Below are 19,849 nucleotides of genomic sequence, written 5' to 3'. Positions count from 1 at the left end.
ATTATTTATTTATTTCTAAAATTTCTACTTCAAAAACTAAATCAGATTTTGCTGGAAAAGGTCCAAATTTTGCTTCACCAAAACCAATATAATAAGGTATAAAAAGACGTACTTTTTCACCTACTCTCATATCTGCAACACCTTCTTTAAAACCTGTTATCATTGGTCTTTCTGCATCATCTAACTGAAAAACAAAAGGCTGACCAGAATCTTCTGTAGATTGTATTTTTTTACCATCTGCAGTATATAATGTAAAGTGTGCCTTAATAGGTTTATTAGTAACAACTTTTTCTCCTGAAGGATTATTTTTAAGCTTTAAAATACGTAAGCCAGAGCTTGTCTTTGTTGCTTTATCTTCATCCATTTTAGCTAAAAAAGTAACCTTATCTTCTAAATACTTAGAATACCTAACAGCCTCTGCATTTAAAAGATCTTTTTCTCTATCTTTTTTACCTTCTGCATATTTAATTAATTCTGCATCAAAAATTTCTGCTGCATCAAAAGATTTTGCTTTACTACCAATTCTAACAATTTCTATTGTATTAATAGTATCAAATTGCTCTATATTAAAAACAACAGCCATTCTTAAAGAATCTATTGCTCTTTCTAAACTTAAAGAGTCTTTAGCTTTTGTTATTAAATCTGCTAACTGAATTGAATTAACAATTGTTTTACCAAAAACGGTATGTTTACCATCTAAATGAGGAATTGGTCTATGTGTTATAAAAAACTGACTTCCATTAGATTCTGGACCTCCATTTGCCATAGAAAATACGCCTGCATCATCATGTTTATAAAGCAAATTTCCATTTTCATCTTTAGTAAACTCGCTACCAAACCTATAACCAGGAGTTCCTCTTCCTGTTTCTGTTGGGTCACCTCCTTGTATTACAAAATTATCTACAACTCTATGAAAACGAATACCATCATAAAATTTTTTACCTTCTAAAGAATCTGCAACTTTATTATTAGTTCCTTCTGCTAAAGACACTAAATTAGCAACTGTCATTGGTGCAGTTTCTGGGTATAGTTCTAATAAAATATCTCCTTTATTCGTTTGTATTTCTGCATACAAACCATCTTGTAAATCTTTATATTTTGGAGATTGACAACCAATAATTAAAAAGAAACAAACTAAAATATAGATTGATTTTTTCATCTATTACTTAACAATTTCTAATATTTCAATTTCAAAAACTAAAGCTGAAAAAGGTTTAATTAATTGCCCTCTTTGTTGTGCACCATAAGCAATTTCTTGAGGAATAAAAAATTTATATTTTGAACCAACATTCATTAAAGTTAAAGCTTCATTAAAACCTGGTACAAAAACATTTGCGTTTGATGTATATGGAGATTTTCTATCTACAGTACTATCAAAAACTTCACCATCAATTGTAGTTCCATGATAATGGATTTTAACTTTATCTGTAGGCTTTACATTATCTCCTTTACCATTTTTTAGTACAATATACTGTAAACCACTTGCAGTAGTTTCTACACCATCTTTTACTTTATTTAGCGTTAAAAATTCTTCACCCGCATTTTTAACATCAGCAAATTTAATTAAAGCATCTTTTTCTGCTTTAGCTTGCTGTTCTTTCATTTTTTCTGCTTGTTGTTTTTGAAAGAAAGCTCTTAAAAAATTACTTAAATCTTTTTCTTCTATTAACAAGTTTGTAGAATCAATTCCGTTTCTATAACCTTGTAAAAATAAATCTGTATCTGCTTCATCAAAATTAGCTTTTACTTTTAAAGCCATATCTAAACCTAAAGCATAACTAGCTGAATCTAATTCAGTTTCTAAAGAACTTGCGTTTTTTACTTGATTTCCACAAGAAACCATTGTTCCTAAAACTGTAATAATTGCTAAACTTTTTAATACTCTCATTTTATTTGTTTATTTAATATTTGTTAATGTTACTGTACTTTTTATTGATTGATTTATTCCAATTTTTTTTCCATCGCCTGCAATACCATAAGCACTGTAAGATGGAATTACAAATGTAATGGTTTCTCCTATTTTCATCAACTTTATTCCTTTTTGTAAGCCAGAAATAATGTCTTGTTTGTCTATTGCATAAGTTTTAATTCCTAACTCCTCTTTGCTATAAATTATTGAATCTTTTAAATCTGTGATATTATATTGAAAGGTAACTTCATTTCCTTTTATAGGAGTTGGCAAATCTTCAGTAATTTTGTTGATGTATTTATACCAAAACCCATTTGAAGATTGGTAATAAGTATTTAAAGAATCGTTCTCTATTAAGTGTAAAATCTTACTCTCTTCTTGTTTATTTAAAATTTTATTTTGTTGCATTGCTTCAAAATAAAGTGTGGTAGAAGGTTTGGGATTAATAGGTTTTCTAGGCTCAATTTTTGAACACGAAAAGCAAACTATCATCAAAAAAAACAAAAAACTATGCTTCATAAGAGGTTTCTAATTCTTGTTGATATTCTGAAACTAATGATGTGAATTTTGTTACTGTTTTTGCCATTGGTAAATCTGACCTACCACCTGCAGCATTATCATGTCCTCCACCATCAAAGTGGTTTCTAGCAAATTGATTTACAGAAAATTTCCCTTTTGATCTGAAAGAAATTTTAATAATACCTTGTTCTTTGTCTTCAATAAAAATAGCTGCAAAAATTATACCTTTTAATGATAATGCATAATTTACAACACCTTCTGTATCTCCTTTTTGAAAGTCGAAACGTTTTTTTTCTTCGTCTGTTAGAGTAATATAAGCTGTATTATAATTAGGTAAAATCTGTAAATTACTTAAAGCTTTACCTAATAATAGCAACCTATTGTAAGAATTGGCATCATAAACGTTATTATGTATTCTATCGTTTTCTGCGCCTTTATCAATTAAATCTGCAATAATTCTGTGGGTTGTACTTGTGGTAGATCTAAATCGAAAAGAACCTGTATCTGTCATTATACCAGTGTATAAACAAGTTGCAATATTGGCATCAATTAAATCTAAATCGTTATTCATTTCAATAAACTGATACACCATTTGACAAGTAGAACAGATCTCTGTATCAGAATACATATATTTTACATCATCTGGTTGTTGATGATGATCTATCATTGCAAAATCGTTCTCATAAGCCTCTAATGTATTCTGCATATCACTACCTACTCTATGCAATGCATTAAAATCTAATAAGAAAATAATATCAGAATTATTTATTGCTCTTTTAGCTTGTTTATTTTGCCAATCGAATAAATAAGTTGAGTCTGAATCTGGCAACCATTTTAAAAAATCTGGATAATCGTTAGGAACAACAACTGTACTTTTATGGCCTTTTTTATTTAAATATTGCTTTAACGCTAAAGTAGAACCCATAGCATCACCATCAGGATTTCTATGTCCTACAATTACTATTTTTTTTGGTTCTTCTAAAAACTCTTTTAAATCTTCAAATCCTTTCAAAATCATAATTTGCGAATATACAATTTAATAACATTGATTAAAATATATTTTCTTATACATATAAATATAACGACAATTTTAGTGAGTTAAAGTTTAATATTTAAGAAAATAAAAACACTCTTTTAATAATAGTAAACACCATATAATACAGTTAGAATTAACACAAGTATATCATTAACTTGTTATTAACAATAAAAGATGTACTTTTGCCGAAAATTATAGAAAATGGCAACAAATAGAACATTTACAATGCTAAAACCAGATGCTGTAGAAAACGGACACACTGGTGCAATTTTAGAAAAAATTAATGCTGCAGGATTTAGAATTGTAGCGTTAAAGAAAACTCAAATGACAAAAGCTGATGCTGAAACTTTTTATGCTGTGCATAATGAGCGTCCGTTTTTTGGAGAATTAGTTGAGTTTATGACAAGAGGACCAATAATTGCAGCAATCTTAGAAAAAGAAAATGCAGTTAGTGATTTTAGGACTTTAATAGGAGCAACAAATCCTGCTGATGCAGCTGAAGGAACAATCAGAAAATTATATGCAACTTCTATGGGAGAAAATGCAGTTCATGGTTCTGATTCTGATAAAAATGCTGAAATCGAAGGAAACTTTCACTTTTCTGGTAGAGAGCAATTCTAATTTAGAATTTAAGTTCAAAAAAATATTTTTAAAAACTCGTAACCTTTTTGGTTGCGAGTTTTCTTTTTTAAAAATCAAATAAACACTTCTCTTAAAAATTATTAATCAACACCTAAATTACCCTAAATACAATTAAAAAAAAAACATTTGTTATTTACTTTCTCTGTAATTAAAATTACTTTTTATTTATAAATTATCTTAATTTAAAAACACCAAAAAAAACTTAAAAAAATAAAGCCCAATTAGAATATCTAAAAGCAAAAAGAACATTTGTAAAATGATAAAGTTAATAAAGGTTTATATTCTGATACACCCAAAATAGACTCAATAAAATGATCATTATTCCCATAAATTTATGGCAATAATTTTTCATTTAAACTAACATCAATTTTGTAATTACCTGTTCTCCTAATTCTTCATTCATCATTTTAATGATTTTGTCTTTTCCGTAACTTAATTCTTCTCTTAAAACAGACGATTTTAATTGAATAATTAAAGTTTTATTTTGCAACTTTACAGAAGTAGTATGCGTGGCAACTCCTGGCCCCATCATTTTGAGCCAAGTTTCTTCAACTTTCATTTTTTGCATTCCTTTGCTCAAATTATTTTCTTTGATAAAGGTTTTCATTAAATCTTCTATCGAAAAGGAATCATTTTCTCGCTTTGCCATATTTTTATTCTTACAAATCTTTTTTATTGATGTGCAATCTATTTTTTAAAATGAATTAAACTTTTAAAACTAAACTTACTACTTTCAATACACTACAACTTAAAAATTTGATATTCTTTATCACCTTGTTTTAAAATATTCTCAGTTCTTTCAGAATGAGTATCAGTAATAAAAATCTGTCCAAACTCATCATTATTCACTAAATCTATAATTTGCGCAACACGATTTTCATCTAACTTATCAAAAATATCATCCAACAATAATATAGGAGTAACTTTAGATTGCTGTTTTATAAATTGAAATTGCGCCAATTTTAAAGCAATTAAATATGATTTTTGCTGACCTTGAGAACCAAATTTTTTAATAGGATAATCTCCAATTTCAAAACTTAAATCATCTTTATGAATCCCTGATGTGGTATATTGAATTACCCTATCTTTTTCTAAAGATTTTTTTAACAAATCATCCATATTAAAATCATGTAACTGACTTTTATAATTAAGATTTACTTGCTCTTTATCACCAGATATAATCTGATATTTTTCATTAAAAATCGGAATAAACTCTCCTAAAAAGGTCTTTCTTACTTTATATATTTTGCTTGCATAATTAGCTAATTGCTCATCATAAACACTTAAATTTAAAGCATCAAAAGTTCTGTTTGCTGCAAAATATTTTAATAATGCATTTCTCTGGCTTAGCACTTTATTATAAGCAATTAAATCTTGTAAATAGGCTTTATTTTGTTGAGAAATTACACCATCTATAAATTTTCTACGAGTATCACTACCTTCTGTAACCAAATCACGATCTGCAGGCGAAATGATTACCAAAGGAAACTGACCTATATGTTCAGAAAATTTTCCATAAGCTTTTTCATTTCTCTTTAAAACCTTTTTCTGTCCTTTTTTTAAACTGCATACAATTTTTTCATTTCTATCATTTAAAAGGTAATTACCTTCTATCATAAAAAAACCTTCACCATGTTTAATATTCTGCACAGCCACTGAATTAAAGTAGCTTTTTGTAAAAGACAAGTAATAAATTGCATCTAAAACATTAGTTTTACCTACACCATTATTACCCACAAAACAATTTATTTTCTCCTGAAAATCAAAAGTTTGCGATTCGATATTTTTAAAATTTACAATAGAAATTTTCTGTAAATACATTTGTAAAAAACTAGATTAAAAAAGGATTGCAAATTATTGAAAATTTTGCGAAATAACCTCTTTTAAAATCCAATTAAAAAAACTATTTTTGCGCCACTAATTTTTAAGGAAATATGGCAACATACAAGAAGAGAGGATACAAACCTAAGAATAAACAAGAAGAACAACAAGTAGAAAATATGGACAGTACAACTGCTGAAGTATTTAATACTTTAGATGAAACTGCTTCTAAATCTGAACAATGGATTGAGAAAAACAGTAAAGTTTTATTTGGTGCTTTAGTAGCAATTGTTGTTATTTTCTTAGCATTTTTAGGATATAATAAATATATAGTAGAACCAAATGAATTAGATGCGTCTAACGAATTGGCTTTTCCTAGAAAATATTTTGATGAAGCAGCAACTGCTGGTTCTGGTATAGATTCTCTTTTAACTTTAGGTTTAGAAGGTGCAGATGGTAAATACGGTTTCTTAGATATTGCTGATTCTTATAGTGGTACAGATGCAGGAAATATGGCAAATTATTATGCTGGTGTTTCTTATTTACAAATGAAACAATATGATAAAGCTATCGAATTTTTAAGCAAATTTGATTCTGATGATGAAATGTTGGGTCCTGTTGCTTTAGGTGCAATTGGTGATGCTTTTTCTGATATTGAACAAGAAGAAGAAGCTTTAGAATACTATGAAAAAGCAGCTAACAAAAAAACAAACGATTTTACAACTCCTTTATTTTTATACAAAGCAGGGCAAACTGCTATGAATTTAAAAGAATACAGTAAAGCAGAAGATTTATTTTCTAAAATTAAAGAAAGCTACCCAAAATCTGATCAAGGTAGAGATGTAGAAAAATTTATCAATGCAGCAAAATATGCTCAATAGTTTTTAGTTCTTGGTTTTTAGTTTTTAGTTACAAATATTACTAAAAATCAACAACAATAAACCAAAAACCAACAAATGGCTACAACCAATTTATCATATTACGATAAAACAACAATCCCAAATGCGAAGACTTTTCGATTTGGGATTGTTGTTTCTGAATGGAATCCAGAAATTACACAAAACCTAAAAAAAGGAGCTATTGAAGCTTTTTTAGACTGTGGTGCAACTGAAGAAAATATAATTTCTTGGGATGTGCCTGGTAGTTTTGAACTTGTTTACGGTTGCAAAAAAATGATACAGTCTCAAAATGTAGATACTATCATTGCTATTGGTAATGTAATACAAGGAGAAACAAAACATTTCGATTTTGTTTGTGAAGGAGTTACACAAGGTATTGTAGATTTAAATATTAAATACGATGTGCCAGTAATTTTCTGTGTTTTAACAGATAATAACAAACAGCAATCAATAGACAGATCTGGAGGTAAATTAGGTAATAAAGGTATAGAATGTGCTGTTGCAGCTGTAAAAATGGCAGCTCTTAAAAATATAGATAGAACTTCTGATAGCATTGGTTTTTAATTAAGTAGAGGTTTAAAATACAAATCATTTTTTTTAAATTCTAATACAAAATTTCTTTAACCTTTTAGGAATTCTCTTAATTTAAAAGAATACACAAACCTAAAGTGGTTTAAAAATCATGCAGGATTTTTAAGAATACTTTTAACATCATTCCTTGAAGTATTCCTTTTAATTCTTTAATTTTGATATCCTTAAAATTGGTACAATATTTGAGATTTCTAAACCATTATTCACCAATTATTATCTAAAATTATGGGATTTTTAAAAAGAACAAATAAAAAATTTGATTACCAACCTCGTTATTATAAAGGAGAAGGAAGTCCTTTTAAAATAGAACATAAACTAGATAAATTTAGAACTACAACAGGAAAAAACAAAGGCTTAAAATCTAAATTTTCTGCAGCCATAAACGAATTAAAAGATTCAGAAAACAAGTTTAATAAGACAATTGTTTACATTGTTTTAATTTTAGTTTTAGCTTTCTTGTATATTATAGATTTCGATTTATCCATATTCATTAATAATTAATGTCAGACATCATTCAACTTTTACCAGATCATGTAGCTAACCAAATTGCTGCAGGAGAAGTAGTGCAAAGACCTGCTTCTGTGGTAAAGGAATTGTTAGAAAACGCAATTGATGCTGGTGCAACTAGTATAAAATTATTACTAAAAGACGCTGGTAAAACTTTAATTCAGGTTATTGATGATGGTAAAGGAATGAGTGCTACAGATGCCAGAATGTGTTTTGAAAGACACGCAACATCTAAAATTCAGAAAGCAGAAGATTTGTTTAATCTATGTACAAAAGGTTTTAGGGGCGAAGCTTTAGCATCTATTGCTGCAATTGCACACGTAGAATTAAAAACCAAACAAGAAAATGAGGAGTTAGGTTCTTGCCTAAAAATTGAAGGCAGCAAAGTAATTTCTCAAGATTTTATTTCTACTTCTAAAGGCACAAGTTTAGCTGTAAAAAATTTATTTTACAATATTCCTGCTCGTAGAAATTTCTTAAAATCAGATACTGTTGAAACCAGACATATTATTGATGAATTTCAACGAGTTGCTTTAGCACATCCAGATATTGCTTTTTTATTGCACCATAATAACAATGAGGTTTATCATTTAAAAAATGGCAATTTAAGACAACGAATTGTAGCTGTTTTTGGTACAAAAATGAATGAAAAATTAGTACCAATAAATGAACAAACAGATATTTTAAATATTAACGGATTTGTAGCAAAACCAGAATTTTCTAAAAGAAAAAGAGGCGAACAATTCTTTTTTGTAAATGACAGATTTATAAAAAGTTCTTACTTAAATCATGCAGTAGTAAATGCTTTTGATGGTTTGTTAGAACAAGGATCACATCCCTCCTATTTTTTATATTTAACTGTACCTGCAAACACAATAGATATTAACATTCATCCTACAAAAACAGAAATAAAGTTCGATAACGAAAAGGCTTTATACTCTATGTTAAGGGCGACTGTTAAACATAGTTTAGGACAATATAATGTGGCTCCTGTTTTAGATTTTAATAGGGATTCAAATTTAGACACACCTTATCATTTAAATAAAAATAACACAAAAACATCTACACCAAAAATTACTGTAGATCCTGATTTTAACCCTTTTAAAGAAGATGTAAAACAGAAAGAAACTAGTTTCCCTTACAAAAGAGAGCAAAATACACAAAGCTGGGAAAGTTTATATACTTCTGTTTCTAATCATCAAACAGAAAAGCAAGAAGAACTATTTGAACATCAACCAGAGACTAAGACACAAAAAACATTTCAAATTCAGCGCAAATATGTAATGAGTTTGATAAAATCTGGTGTAGTTTTAATTCATCAATCTTTGGCACATCAACGTATTTTGTACGAAGATTTTTTAGAAAGTATCACTGTAAAAGAAGCTAATAGTCAGCAATTATTGTTTCCTGTTAAAATTTCTTTTTCATCACAAGAAATAGAAATGATATACACCATAAAAACCGAATTAGAAAATGCTGGTTTTTCTTTTGATGAATTTACCAAAGACAGTGTTACCATTAAAGGAATTCCGGTTTCTGTTACAGAAAGTAAAATTACTATTATATTAGAGGAACTTTTAAATGATATAAATTTAGAAGTACCAGATACAAGTTTTAGTCATTTTGATGTTATGGCAAAATCTTTTGCTAAAACATTATCTATTAAAACTGGAACTCAACTCTCTGAACAAGAACAAGAAAGTTTAGTAAATAATTTATTTTCTTGTAAAGAGCCAACAGTTTCTCCTACAGGTAAAGCAACTTTTAAAACGCTTACATTAAACGAAATAGATAATCTATTTAACAGCTAAAAATGAATAGAATTACAGACGCTATAAAACATCTAATTATTATAAATGTAATATTTTTTATTGCACCACAAATATTACAATTAGATTTTACAAATATTTTGGCTTTACATTTTCCAAGAAATGAACACTTTGGCTTTTGGCAATATGTCACACATATTTTTATGCACGGAAGCTTTTCTCATATTTTATTTAATATGTATGGTTTATGGGCTTTTGGTACTCCTTTAGAACAAATGTGGGGTAAGAAAAAGTTTTTCTTTTTCTATTTTTCTGCAGGAATTGGTGCAGGTTTAATCTATACATTGGTTAATTACTATCAGTTTAATGGTATTTATGAAATTTTTATAAATGCTGGTTTAACTGATTCAGAAGTAATCTCAATCTTAGAAATTGGTAGCACAAATGATCCTAGATTAGCAGAAGTAATTAATCAAGATCAGTTTAATAAAATTTGGTCTTTATATAACACACCCGCAGTTGGAGCTTCTGGAGCTGTTTACGGAATTTTAGTTGCTTTTGGATTGTATTTTAAAGATGCAAAATTAGCATTAATATTTTTTCCTGTTCCTATTGCAGCAAAGTACTTTATTCCTGTTATGATTTTAGGTGATTTATTCTTTGGAATGACAAAGTATTCTATTGGAAATGTTGCTCATTTTGCACACGTTGGTGGTGCATTAATAGGTTTTTTAATTGCTTGGTTCTGGAAAAAAAATCAATTTAAAGTAAATTAATGAGTGTAATAGACGAAATAAAAAGAAGGTATATTACTGGTAATATTGTAGAAAAATTAATCTTTATAAATATTGCTGTATTCGTTATTACCATTTTAGTAAGTGTTTTTCAAGGTTTATACGAAGGACAAATAAACTGGTTAGTTGAATGGTTTTCTTTAGATGATGAAATAAAATCTTTATATACAAAACCCTGGTCTATTGTTTCTTATGGTTTTTTACATGCCGATTTTCTTCATATTTTAATGAATCTTATGGTTTTGTATTTTATAGGTAATTTATTTCTTGAATATTTTACTCAAAAACAATTGCTGAGTTTCTATTTATTAGGTACTTTTTTCGGTGGAATTTTATTTATTTTCAGTCAGAATTATTTTCCTTTGTTTGATGGTGAAACATCTATATTAATTGGTGCTTCTGCAGGTATTTCTGCAATTTTTATTGGTATTGCTGCATACATACCTAATTATCAATTAAAATTACGTTTTATAGGTTTTGTAAAACTTTGGCATTTAGCTGCAATTTGGATTGGGTTAGATGTTATGGCTTTAATTGGCAATAATGCTGGAGGCCATTTTGCACATTTAGGTGGTGCTTTATTTGGTTTTTTATACGTTAAAAAAGCGAGTAATACAGAAATTAAAATATTCGATAAAATTGCAAATCTTTTTAAAAAGAAAAAGAAATCACCATTAAAAACTGTACATAAATCAAAAGTAAAAAAGAAAACGAATACCAATTTAAATCAACAACAGATTGATGATATTTTAGATAAAATTAGTAAATCTGGTTACGATACTTTAACTAAAGCAGAAAAAGATTTTTTGTTTAGACAAGGCAAAAAATAGTTCATTTTTTAACTCCCCAACGTGAAAAAATTATCTTTTATAAATAAGCTTATTTATATCATCAATTCATTGATGGCTACTTGTTTGTTGTTTTCATATTTATTGCCTTATGTTTCTCCTCAGTCTTTTCCTATATTTGCAATACTAAGCTTATTAGCCCCTATTTTAATTGTAATTAACTTAGTTTTTGTACTCTATTGGCTTATCAACATAAAAAAACAATTCCTTTTATCAACCTTAATTTTATTGCTTGGTTGGTTTATAATACCTAATATTTATAAATTTTCTGAAAAAGAGATTTCTAACAAAGAAGATTTAAAAGTAATGAGTTATAATGTTAGAATGTTTAATTATTGGAATTGGATTGATGACAAAAAAATACCAGAAAACATCAATAATTTTATAAAAAATGAATCGCCAGATATTCTACTTTTTCAAGAATTTTTTAATCAGAAAGGAATAAATTTTAATTATAAATACAAATATATTAAATCTAGTAAACTAAATTCTAATTTCGGATTGGCCATTTACTCTAAATTTCCGATAATTAATAAAGGTTCTTTTGATTTTAAAAACACGTCTAACAATATCATTTTTACTGATATTTTAAAAAAGAAAGACACCATTAGAATTTACAACATTCACTTACAATCTTTAGGTTTAAACACAGATAAAGAAAACTTTGGACAAGAAAATTCGGAAAAATTAGTAGCAAGATTAAAAGAAGGCTTTAAAAAACAAGCAGAACAAACTTCTTTATTTTTAGAACACGAAAAAAAATGGAAAGGCAAAAAAATAGTTGCTGGCGATTTTAATAACACTTCCTATTCTTGGGTGTATAATCAAATATCCGAAGATAAAAAAGATGCATTTATTGAGGCTGGTAAAGGTTTTGGTAAATCTTTTAATTATTGGTTTCCTATGCGAATCGATTTTATTTTAACAGATGAAAACGCAGAAATTAATCAATTTACATCATTTACAGAAAAAAATTCAGATCACTTCCCTATTCAAGCTAAAATAAATTGGTAAGAATCTCTATATTCGCGTAAAGCTTTTTAGTGCTATGAAACATTTTACAGTTGCAATTATTGGTAGTGGTCCTTCTGGAGCATCAACCGCATTTTATTTAGGCAAACAAGGTATTAACACAGTTATTATAGAAAAAGAAACCTTACCAAGATATAAAACTTGTGGTGGTGGCTTTGTTAACAGAGGTAAAAAAAACATGCCTTTTGATATTTCTGAGGTTGTAGAACGTGAATTTTGCCAAGTTGATACTTACTTTAACAATCACGAAAAATGCTACTATTCTAACAAAGAAGAACCCATAATTACAATGATTATGCGTGATGCTTTCGACAATTTAATTGTTAATAAAGCAAAAGAATTTGGAGTTACTTTATTAGAAGATCATAAATTGATAAGTATTGATTTTACTGATGATAAATCAATTTTAAAAACTTCTCAAGGTGATATTTCTGCTGATTTTATTATTGCTTCTGATGGAGTTTTGAGCCCGACTGCAAAAATGGCGGGTTATAAAAATGATACTAGAAATTTAATACCTGCTTTAGAGTATGAAGTAGAAGTTTCTACAGAAGATTTTGAAAGACTTTCTAAAACTGTACGTTTTGATATTGATGCAGTTCCTTATGGTTATGCATGGTGTTTTCCTAAAAAAAATCATTTATCATTAGGAGTTTTAACTACTAAAAAAGGAAAAATCAATTTAAAAGAATATTACAAAAAATATTTAGAAACTTTAGGAATTAAAGAAATAGTAAAGGAAGATGCTCATGGTTTTCAGATTCCTTTAGCACCAAGAACAGATGGTTTTGTAAAGAACAATGTCTTTTTAATTGGAGATGCTGCAGGTTTTGCAGAACCCATTACTGCAGAAGGAATTTCTAACGCTATTTTAAGCGGAAAATATGTTGCTGAAGCAATTATTGAAAGCAATTTAGATTTAAAAATTGCTGAAAAACTTTACCTAGAAAAACTAAATATTAAATTGTTACCTGAGTTAAAATCGGGCGCTTTTTTATCTAAATTCTTTTATCACAATAATCCTGTTAGAAAGTATTTATTGAATAAATACGGCCAATATTTTAATAATATTATGGTTGATATTTTACATGGAGATCGTCCTTTTCCTACAAATGTTTCAGAAAAACTTAAAAATAAAATTAAAGAGAAGATTTTTTAATTAAATGTATTTCTGAGTTAGGAACGTATTAAATCAATAGAAACTATAACAACAAATATTACATCTTCAAAATAACTTTGATGATTACTTTTGCTTTGCTTTAAGCTTTCTTTTCTCTTTATAATACCTTTTATCAGCTATATAAATTGTTTTAGAAACTTCAGCAAAAACAACAGTTTTATCCTTATTGGTTAATTGTATATTTTTAATTAAATCAATTTCTTTTTTCTCAGACACATCTTTTCTTATTTGTTCAATTTCATCCGAAGTAAAAATAAAATCTACATAACAAGTTTCTTTTGCTGGTCTTTTAAACTTTATAGAAGCTGCTTTATCCCAGACCACAAAATTGGTGTCTAAAATATTTAACAACTGAATCATAAAAATTGGATCTGTTGCAGAAAATAAACTTCCGCCAAAAATAGAACCTACATAATTGCTGTTTTTGTAACTTAATTTGATTTGTATTTCTATATTTAATAAATCCTTAGAAACTTTTATTACTCTTCCAGTAGATCTTCTATACATAGGTGATAAGTTAAAACCGTATTTATAAATACTACTTTTACTCATAAATTTTTCTAATACTTTCTGAATTTGTGCGTACATCTTTATTTCTTAAAACCATATTCACGTTCCACTCTACAGATTCTTAATTGGTATTGTTTATACCATTTTTCTCTGCCTAAATTTCTTGCTTCTGTATGTTCTATATTATTTTTCCAAAAAATAATATCATCTTCAGTTTGCCAATAAGAAACTGTAATTCCTATTTCTTTTCTTGCAGATTCAATACCTAAAAAACCATTTTGTTGTTTTGCTAGAGCTTCCATTCTTTCAGCTGTTTCTAGATAATCTTGTAAATTATTTTCTAAAATTGTTGTAAAAATAACAGCATAGTAAGGTGCTTTTAGATGGGCTACTATCATAATTAAATTTGTAAATTTGCAATCTATAAATGTACAGGAATGATGGCAGATAAAAAAGTAGCTTTTTATACTTTAGGTTGCAAACTAAATTTTTCGGAAACCTCAACCATTGCAAGAAATTTTGTCAATGAAGGCTTTGAACGTGTAGATTTTACTGAAGAAGCAGATATTTACGTAATTAACACTTGCTCAGTTACAGATAATGCAGATAAGCGTTTTAAATCGATTGTAAAAAATGCATTAAAGAAAAATGAAGATGCTTTTTTAATTGCTGTGGGTTGTTATGCGCAATTAAAACCAGAAGAATTGGCTGCTGTAGATGGTGTAGATTTGGTTTTAGGTGCAACAGAAAAGTTTAATGTTACCAGTTATATTAACGATTTAACTAAAAATGATGTTGGTGAAGTACATTCTTGCGAAATTGTTGATGCCGATTTTTATGTAGGTTCTTATTCTATAGGCGATAGAACTCGTGCTTTTTTAAAAGTACAAGATGGCTGCGATTACAAATGTACGTATTGCACAATTCCTTTAGCTCGCGGAATTTCTAGAAGCGATACTTTACAGAATGTAATAAACAATGCCAAAGAAATATCATCAAAAGGCATTAAAGAAATTGTTTTAACAGGTGTTAATATTGGCGATTATGGAAAAGGTGAATTTGGTAACAAAAAACACGAACATACTTTTTTAGAATTGGTAAAAGAATTGGATAAGGTTAATGGTATTCATCGTTTACGAATTTCTTCTATTGAACCTAATTTACTAAAGGATGAAACGATTGATTTTGTTTCTAAATCCGACTCTTTTGTACCTCATTTTCATATTCCTTTACAATCTGGTAGTGATGAGTTATTGAAGAAAATGAAACGTAGATATTTAAGAAATACCTACACAAATAGAGTTGCTAAAATTAAAGAAGTAATGCCAAATGCTTGTATTGGTGTTGATGTTATTGTTGGTTTTCCTGGTGAAACTGATGAATTATTTTTAGAAACCTATAATTATTTAAACGAATTAAATATTTCTTATTTACACGTTTTTACATATTCTGAAAGACCAAATACAGAGGCTGTAGATTTTGATGGTGTTGTACCTAAAAAAACAAGAGCAAAACGTAGTAAAATGTTACGTGGTTTGTCTGTTAAAAAAAGACGTGCTTTTTATGAAGCTCAATTAGGTAATACTGTAACTGTTTTGTTTGAAAATGAAAACAAAGAAGGCTATATTAACGGATTTACAGAAAATTACGTAAAAGTAAAAACACCTTGGAATCCTGAATTAATAAACACTTTGCACACCATTACTTTAACAAATATTGATGATGATGGTTTGGTGCGTTTCGATTTTGTAGAAGATAAAGTAGCCTTATAACTTGGAACTTGGCATTAAACTTGTGCTTAGTACACTGAATTGTATATTTTAAATTAATTGTTATGTCTAAAACTCATATTTATTTTATGCCTGGTTTAGCTGCAGGACCTGAAATTTTTGAAAACTTAACCCTTTCTAATGAGTTATATGAATTGCATTATTTAACTTGGAAAGAACCACTTACTTTAGATGAAAGTTTAAATAGTTACACTAAAAGATTATCCGAAGAAATTAAACACGAAAACCCTGTTTTGGTTGGTGTTTCTTTTGGTGGGATTATAGTACAAGAAATTACAAAGTTTATCGATGTTAAAAAAGTAATTATTATATCTAGTGTTAAATCTCAAACTGAATTCCCAACTACTTTTCAATTTGCTAGCAAAAGTAAAATTTACAAATTATTCCCAACTCAAATTGTAACCAATTTTGAGACGTATTCTAAATATTTTATTGGCAAAACCTTAGAAAAAAAAGCCAAAATGTATAAAAAATACCTTTCTGTTAGAGGAGAAAACTATTTGAAATGGTCTATAGAAAATGTTCTTAATTGGAAACAGCAAATAGTTTTAGAAAACATTACGCATATTCACGGAACAAAAGATGAGATTTTTCCGATAAAAAATATTAAAAATGCTATTGAAATTGAAAACGGAAATCATTCTATGATAATTATAAAAGCTAAGCAAATATCTAAAATAATTGAGGATACTTTAACTTTTTTAAACAAGTAGTATTAAGTATTTTTATACTTTAAATTAATTTGATTATGAAAAAACCATTAAGAATTTTATCTATATTAAGTATCGTTTTTATTACCTCTATCTTTATTAATGCCATAAATAAAGAAGAAATAGACCCTATTGTAAGCACTCATAAATACTATAAAATTAAATCTTTAAAATTACCTAACAATTTAAATTTGGCAGGTGAAAGAGTTCCTTTAGAAATACCTGATGTTAGGGAAAGAATGGAAAGAGAATTGTTAGTAAATACATATTGGCAATCTAATGGTTTATTATTGATAAAAAGAGCTCATAAATATTTTCCTGTTTTAGAGCCACTTTTAAGAAAATATGGCTTACCTGATGATTTTAAATTTTTAGCTTTAGCAGAAAGTGGTTTTATAGATGAAACCTCTAATGTTGGTGCAGCTGGTATGTGGCATTTTATGAAACAAACTGGTAAAGAATTTGGGCTAGAAATTAATAAAAATGTTGATGAAAGGTACGATATTGAAAAATCTACTAAAGTTGCTGCAGAGTATTTAATTAAATCTAAAGAACGTTTTAATTCTTGGACTTTAGCTGCTGCTGCTTATAATGCTGGTAATTATGGAATTTCTAGAAGGTTAGAGGCACAAGATGTAGATAATTATTATGATGCAAAACTTGCTGATGAAACTGAACGTTACGTTTTTAGAATTTTAGCTTTAAAAGAGATTATTAATAATTCTGAGAAATATGGTTTTGTTTTTGAAAAAGAAGATTTATATACAATTGAAAAAACGACAACTGTAAAAGTTGATACTGCAATTACAAATATTACTGCTTTTGCAAAAAAGTTTGGGATGAATTACAAGGAATTTAAGATTTTAAATCCTTGGTTAAGAGAACATCACTTAAACAATAAGAGCAGAAAATTGTACACAATTAAAATACCTGCAAATTAAGAAATAGTACTATTCAATTATATTTTTAACTCTACCAACTAAACCAGATTCTAATTGTACTTTAATTCCATAAGGATGATTAGGTGAATTTGTTAGTAACCTTGCAACAATACCTTCTGTTAATTCGCCTGTTTTTTGATGTGGTTTTTGAACGATTTCTACAAACAAACCGACTTTAATATTTTTTCTTTGCCTGCAATCAATCATAAATAATATTTAATTATAAAAATAAAAAAGCCTATCAAAATTTTGACAGGCTTTTAGATAAAAATTTAACTAGCAATATATAATTATAAAACTCTTACGTTTACTGCGTTTAATCCTTTTCTTCCATCTTGTAAGTCGAATTCAACTTCATCGTTTTCACGAATTTCGTCAACTAATCCTGACACATGTACAAAATGTTCTTTGTTTGTTCCTTCTTCAGTGATAAATCCAAATCCTTTAGATTCATTGAAAAATTTTACGGTACCTTTATTCATTATAAAAAATTATTGTGTTGTTAAATTAATTCCTAACAACGTTTATTTAAGTTGCAAATATAGTGCCAATAAATTTAGAAAGGCATAATTTATTGATTTTCTTTCAATTAACTTCTTATAGCTGATTAACAGTGGTTTTAACAGCATTAAACTCACCAATAACCTCTTCTAAAACCTGTTTTGCTGATTTTATTTCATGAATTAAACCCGCAATTTGTCCTATTTCTAGCTCACCATTTTCTAAATCTCCTTCAAAAATTCCTTTTTTTGCTCTTGCTCTACCTAACAATGCTATTAATTGTTCTTTAGTAGGGTTTTGCTGATATAATTCTTGTAGTTTTTGATAAAACTTATTTTTTATCAAACGTACAGGTGCCAATTCTTTTAATGTTAAATGTGTATCACCATCTTTAACATTAACAATAGAATTTTTAAAATTGATGTGAGCAGAAGACTCTTCTGTTGCAGCGAATCTACTACCAATTTGTACACCATCTGCACCTAAAACCATTGCAGCTAGCATTCCTTTTCCTGTTGCAATTCCGCCAGCAGCAATTACAGGAATTTTTACAGCTTCCTTAACCATTGGTATTAAAGTAAACGTTGTTGTTTCTTCACGACCATTATGACCTCCAGCTTCAAAACCTTCGCAAACAATGGCATCTACACCTGCAGCTTCTGCTTTTAAAGCAAATTTCACAGAACTTACTACATGCACAACTGTAATCCCTTTTTCTTTTAAAAAGGAAGTCCATGTTTTTGGGTTTCCTGCTGATGTAAATACAATTTTGACTTCTTCTTCAACAATAATATTCATGATTTCCTCAATTTGAGGATACAACATTGGTACATTTACACCAAAAGGTTTGTCTTTTGCTTTTTTACATTTTTGAATATGTACTCTTAAAACATCAGGATACATAGAACCTGCACCAATTAAGCCTAAACCACCTGCATTAGAAACTGCAGAAGCTAGCCTCCAACCAGAAACCCAAACCATTCCTCCTTGAATAATTGGGTATTTTATATTAAAAAGTTGTGTAATTTTATTATTCATCAATTACAGAAAAATTTAATTTAACAGTATAATTTGTAGGTATTTTTCTGTTAAAATCAATTTCAGGAGACCACCCCTTAATAGATTCTAAATATAATTTAATTTGTTCTTCTAAATCTTTAGGTACATTATTTATTACATAAACATCTGTAATATCTCCGTCAACATTTATAGTATAATTTACATAAATGGTTGTATTTACATAATACCTAATTCTATAAGGTAAAACCTTTACTTTCTCATTAAACTTTTCAATTCCGCCTTTAAATGTAGCTTTTTTGAATTTTATATACTCATCTTCTGGTACATCTTGTCCTTTTTCATCAAAAAACACAGATTTTGTAATATTCCCTTTTTTATCTTTATAAAACTTAGCAGCTACTTGTCCATTATAATGGTAGTATTTCCATAAGTTAATGTCAATTCCTTTTAAAAATTGCCCTGTATAATTTCTTTTTCCATTGTCAAATAATATAATTATACTTTCATTTTCATAACCAGAGTTATCATAAAAAACCCTTTTTTTTAGTTTACCATTTCTATGATATTCTAAAAATTTACCTACATAAATATCCTCATTAAGGTTTTTAGAATAATATTTTCTAAAAATATTCCCTTTTCTGTAATAAATAATATTTTCCCAAAGTGCATCTTTTTTTACTTGGGTTTTTAAATAAGCAACATCGTTTTTATTGTTACTATTATTATTAATTTCAAACTTTCTGTTTAAATAACTAACAATTGAATCTTTTTGAGAAAAAACCGATTGAATAACAAGAGAAAAAAATAGAATGGAGAATTTTATTTTCATA

24 protein-coding genes are annotated in these 19,849 nt (G+C 27.9%); 12 read left to right on the top strand and 12 right to left on the bottom strand.

Features of this window, described 5'->3' with window-relative positions; genetic code table 11:
• Position 1: 1 nt before the first annotated feature.
• Genes ACJJVK_RS12005 through ACJJVK_RS11990 form a run of 4 tightly spaced genes read right to left on the bottom strand, consistent with a single transcriptional unit; the run spans position 2 to position 3,446 of the window.
• A complete protein-coding gene (locus tag ACJJVK_RS12005) occupies positions 2-1,159 on the bottom strand; it encodes a peptidylprolyl isomerase (RefSeq protein WP_405566232.1) in 1,158 nt (385 codons plus the stop codon).
• Between the two features lie 3 nt (positions 1,160-1,162).
• A complete protein-coding gene (locus ACJJVK_RS12000; protein ID WP_215995058.1) occupies positions 1,163-1,888 on the bottom strand; it encodes an FKBP-type peptidyl-prolyl cis-trans isomerase in 726 nt (241 codons plus the stop codon).
• A gap of 9 nt (positions 1,889-1,897) precedes the next feature.
• Entirely contained in the window at positions 1,898-2,401 is a 504-nt protein-coding gene (gene gldI / locus ACJJVK_RS11995; RefSeq protein ID WP_405568365.1) for a gliding motility-associated peptidyl-prolyl isomerase GldI, read from the bottom strand.
• 16 nt (positions 2,402-2,417) lie between these two features.
• Positions 2,418-3,446 carry a bifunctional oligoribonuclease/PAP phosphatase NrnA gene (locus ACJJVK_RS11990; protein ID WP_215995056.1) on the bottom strand — a complete coding sequence of 343 codons (1,029 nt, stop codon included), beginning with the start codon at positions 3,444-3,446 and terminating at the stop codon, positions 2,418-2,420.
• Positions 3,447-3,665: 219 nt separating this feature from the next.
• Here ACJJVK_RS11990 and ACJJVK_RS11985 point away from each other — a divergent pair, with 219 nt between their 5' ends.
• On the top strand, positions 3,666-4,085 hold the full coding sequence (locus ACJJVK_RS11985) for a nucleoside-diphosphate kinase (RefSeq protein ID WP_405566230.1): 420 nt from the start codon (positions 3,666-3,668) through the stop codon (positions 4,083-4,085).
• Positions 4,086-4,458: 373 nt separating this feature from the next.
• Here ACJJVK_RS11985 and ACJJVK_RS11980 read toward each other — a convergent pair whose 3' ends face one another.
• On the bottom strand, positions 4,459-4,755 hold the full coding sequence (locus tag ACJJVK_RS11980) for a DUF721 domain-containing protein (protein ID WP_215995054.1): 297 nt from the start codon (positions 4,753-4,755) through the stop codon (positions 4,459-4,461).
• A 92-nt stretch (positions 4,756-4,847) separates the two neighbouring features.
• Positions 4,848-5,927 carry a DNA replication/repair protein RecF gene (gene recF, locus ACJJVK_RS11975; RefSeq protein WP_405566228.1) on the bottom strand — a complete coding sequence of 360 codons (1,080 nt, stop codon included), beginning with the start codon at positions 5,925-5,927 and terminating at the stop codon, positions 4,848-4,850.
• A 113-nt stretch (positions 5,928-6,040) separates the two neighbouring features.
• On the opposite strand from recF, the gene ACJJVK_RS11970 reads away from it, so the two are divergent.
• The 8 genes from ACJJVK_RS11970 to ACJJVK_RS11935 all read left to right on the top strand — a co-directional run bounded on the left by ACJJVK_RS11970 (position 6,041) and on the right by ACJJVK_RS11935 (position 13,526).
• Entirely contained in the window at positions 6,041-6,808 is a 768-nt protein-coding gene (locus tag ACJJVK_RS11970; RefSeq protein WP_405566226.1) for a tetratricopeptide repeat protein, read from the top strand.
• Positions 6,809-6,883: 75 nt separating this feature from the next.
• The gene (gene ribH / locus ACJJVK_RS11965) at positions 6,884-7,390 is read left to right on the top strand and encodes a 6,7-dimethyl-8-ribityllumazine synthase (protein WP_405566224.1); all 507 of its coding nucleotides are present in this window, start codon (positions 6,884-6,886) and stop codon (positions 7,388-7,390) included.
• A 252-nt stretch (positions 7,391-7,642) separates the two neighbouring features.
• Entirely contained in the window at positions 7,643-7,918 is a 276-nt protein-coding gene (locus tag ACJJVK_RS11960) for a riboflavin synthase subunit beta (protein WP_405566222.1), read from the top strand.
• Positions 7,918-9,735 (top strand): DNA mismatch repair endonuclease MutL, encoded by a 1,818-nt coding sequence (gene mutL / locus ACJJVK_RS11955; protein WP_405566221.1) that lies wholly within the window; start codon positions 7,918-7,920, stop codon positions 9,733-9,735. Before ACJJVK_RS11960 ends, mutL begins: the two co-directional genes overlap by 1 nt.
• Before the next feature lie 2 nt (positions 9,736-9,737).
• A complete protein-coding gene (locus ACJJVK_RS11950) occupies positions 9,738-10,469 on the top strand; it encodes a rhomboid family intramembrane serine protease (RefSeq protein ID WP_405566219.1) in 732 nt (243 codons plus the stop codon).
• Positions 10,469-11,317, top strand: a complete 849-nt coding sequence (locus ACJJVK_RS11945) for a rhomboid family intramembrane serine protease (protein WP_405566217.1) — start codon at positions 10,469-10,471, stop codon at positions 11,315-11,317. Before ACJJVK_RS11950 ends, ACJJVK_RS11945 begins: the two co-directional genes overlap by 1 nt.
• 21 nt (positions 11,318-11,338) lie before the next feature.
• The gene (locus ACJJVK_RS11940; RefSeq protein WP_405566215.1) at positions 11,339-12,349 is read left to right on the top strand and encodes an endonuclease/exonuclease/phosphatase family protein; all 1,011 of its coding nucleotides are present in this window, start codon (positions 11,339-11,341) and stop codon (positions 12,347-12,349) included.
• Between the two features lie 34 nt (positions 12,350-12,383).
• Positions 12,384-13,526, top strand: coding sequence for a geranylgeranyl reductase family protein (locus ACJJVK_RS11935; protein ID WP_405566213.1), 1,143 nt, complete (start codon positions 12,384-12,386; stop codon positions 13,524-13,526).
• 84 nt (positions 13,527-13,610) lie between these two features.
• Here the strand turns inward: ACJJVK_RS11935 and ACJJVK_RS11930 are convergent, their stop codons facing one another.
• A complete protein-coding gene (locus tag ACJJVK_RS11930; RefSeq protein WP_215995045.1) occupies positions 13,611-14,135 on the bottom strand; it encodes a DUF4442 domain-containing protein in 525 nt (174 codons plus the stop codon).
• A gap of 2 nt (positions 14,136-14,137) precedes the next feature.
• Complete coding sequence (locus tag ACJJVK_RS11925) at positions 14,138-14,455, bottom strand: antibiotic biosynthesis monooxygenase family protein (protein ID WP_405566211.1); 318 nt, start codon at positions 14,453-14,455, stop codon at positions 14,138-14,140.
• Positions 14,456-14,494: 39 nt separating this feature from the next.
• Here ACJJVK_RS11925 and mtaB point away from each other — a divergent pair, with 39 nt between their 5' ends.
• The 3 genes from mtaB to ACJJVK_RS11910 all read left to right on the top strand — a co-directional run bounded on the left by mtaB (position 14,495) and on the right by ACJJVK_RS11910 (position 17,498).
• Complete coding sequence (gene mtaB / locus ACJJVK_RS11920; RefSeq protein WP_215995043.1) at positions 14,495-15,829, top strand: tRNA (N(6)-L-threonylcarbamoyladenosine(37)-C(2))-methylthiotransferase MtaB; 1,335 nt, start codon at positions 14,495-14,497, stop codon at positions 15,827-15,829.
• A gap of 62 nt (positions 15,830-15,891) precedes the next feature.
• On the top strand, positions 15,892-16,560 hold the full coding sequence (locus ACJJVK_RS11915; protein WP_405566209.1) for an alpha/beta hydrolase: 669 nt from the start codon (positions 15,892-15,894) through the stop codon (positions 16,558-16,560).
• A gap of 35 nt (positions 16,561-16,595) precedes the next feature.
• On the top strand, positions 16,596-17,498 hold the full coding sequence (locus ACJJVK_RS11910) for a lytic transglycosylase domain-containing protein (protein WP_405566207.1): 903 nt from the start codon (positions 16,596-16,598) through the stop codon (positions 17,496-17,498).
• 9 nt (positions 17,499-17,507) lie between these two features.
• On the opposite strand, the gene ACJJVK_RS11905 is transcribed toward ACJJVK_RS11910, so the two are convergent.
• The 4 genes from ACJJVK_RS11905 to ACJJVK_RS11890 form a co-directional block, all read right to left on the bottom strand.
• Positions 17,508-17,705: a YwbE family protein gene (locus ACJJVK_RS11905; protein ID WP_405566206.1), complete on the bottom strand. Its 198-nt coding sequence runs from the start codon at positions 17,703-17,705 to the stop codon at positions 17,508-17,510.
• A gap of 83 nt (positions 17,706-17,788) precedes the next feature.
• Positions 17,789-17,980 (bottom strand): cold-shock protein, encoded by a 192-nt coding sequence (locus ACJJVK_RS11900; RefSeq protein ID WP_015480027.1) that lies wholly within the window; start codon positions 17,978-17,980, stop codon positions 17,789-17,791.
• Positions 17,981-18,095: 115 nt separating this feature from the next.
• A complete protein-coding gene (locus tag ACJJVK_RS11895) occupies positions 18,096-19,037 on the bottom strand; it encodes an NAD(P)H-dependent flavin oxidoreductase (protein WP_405566203.1) in 942 nt (313 codons plus the stop codon).
• Positions 19,030-19,848, bottom strand: coding sequence for a hypothetical protein (locus ACJJVK_RS11890; protein WP_405566202.1), 819 nt, complete (start codon positions 19,846-19,848; stop codon positions 19,030-19,032). Before ACJJVK_RS11890 ends, ACJJVK_RS11895 begins: the two co-directional genes overlap by 8 nt.
• Position 19,849 lies beyond the last annotated feature (1 nt).

Source organism: Polaribacter sp. Asnod6-C07, assembly GCF_045063625.1.
Classification (GTDB): Bacteria; Bacteroidota; Bacteroidia; order Flavobacteriales; family Flavobacteriaceae; genus Polaribacter; species Polaribacter vadi_A.
The sequence above is the reverse complement of the archived record's forward strand: the minus strand, read 5'-3'. Positions and strand labels throughout refer to the sequence as shown.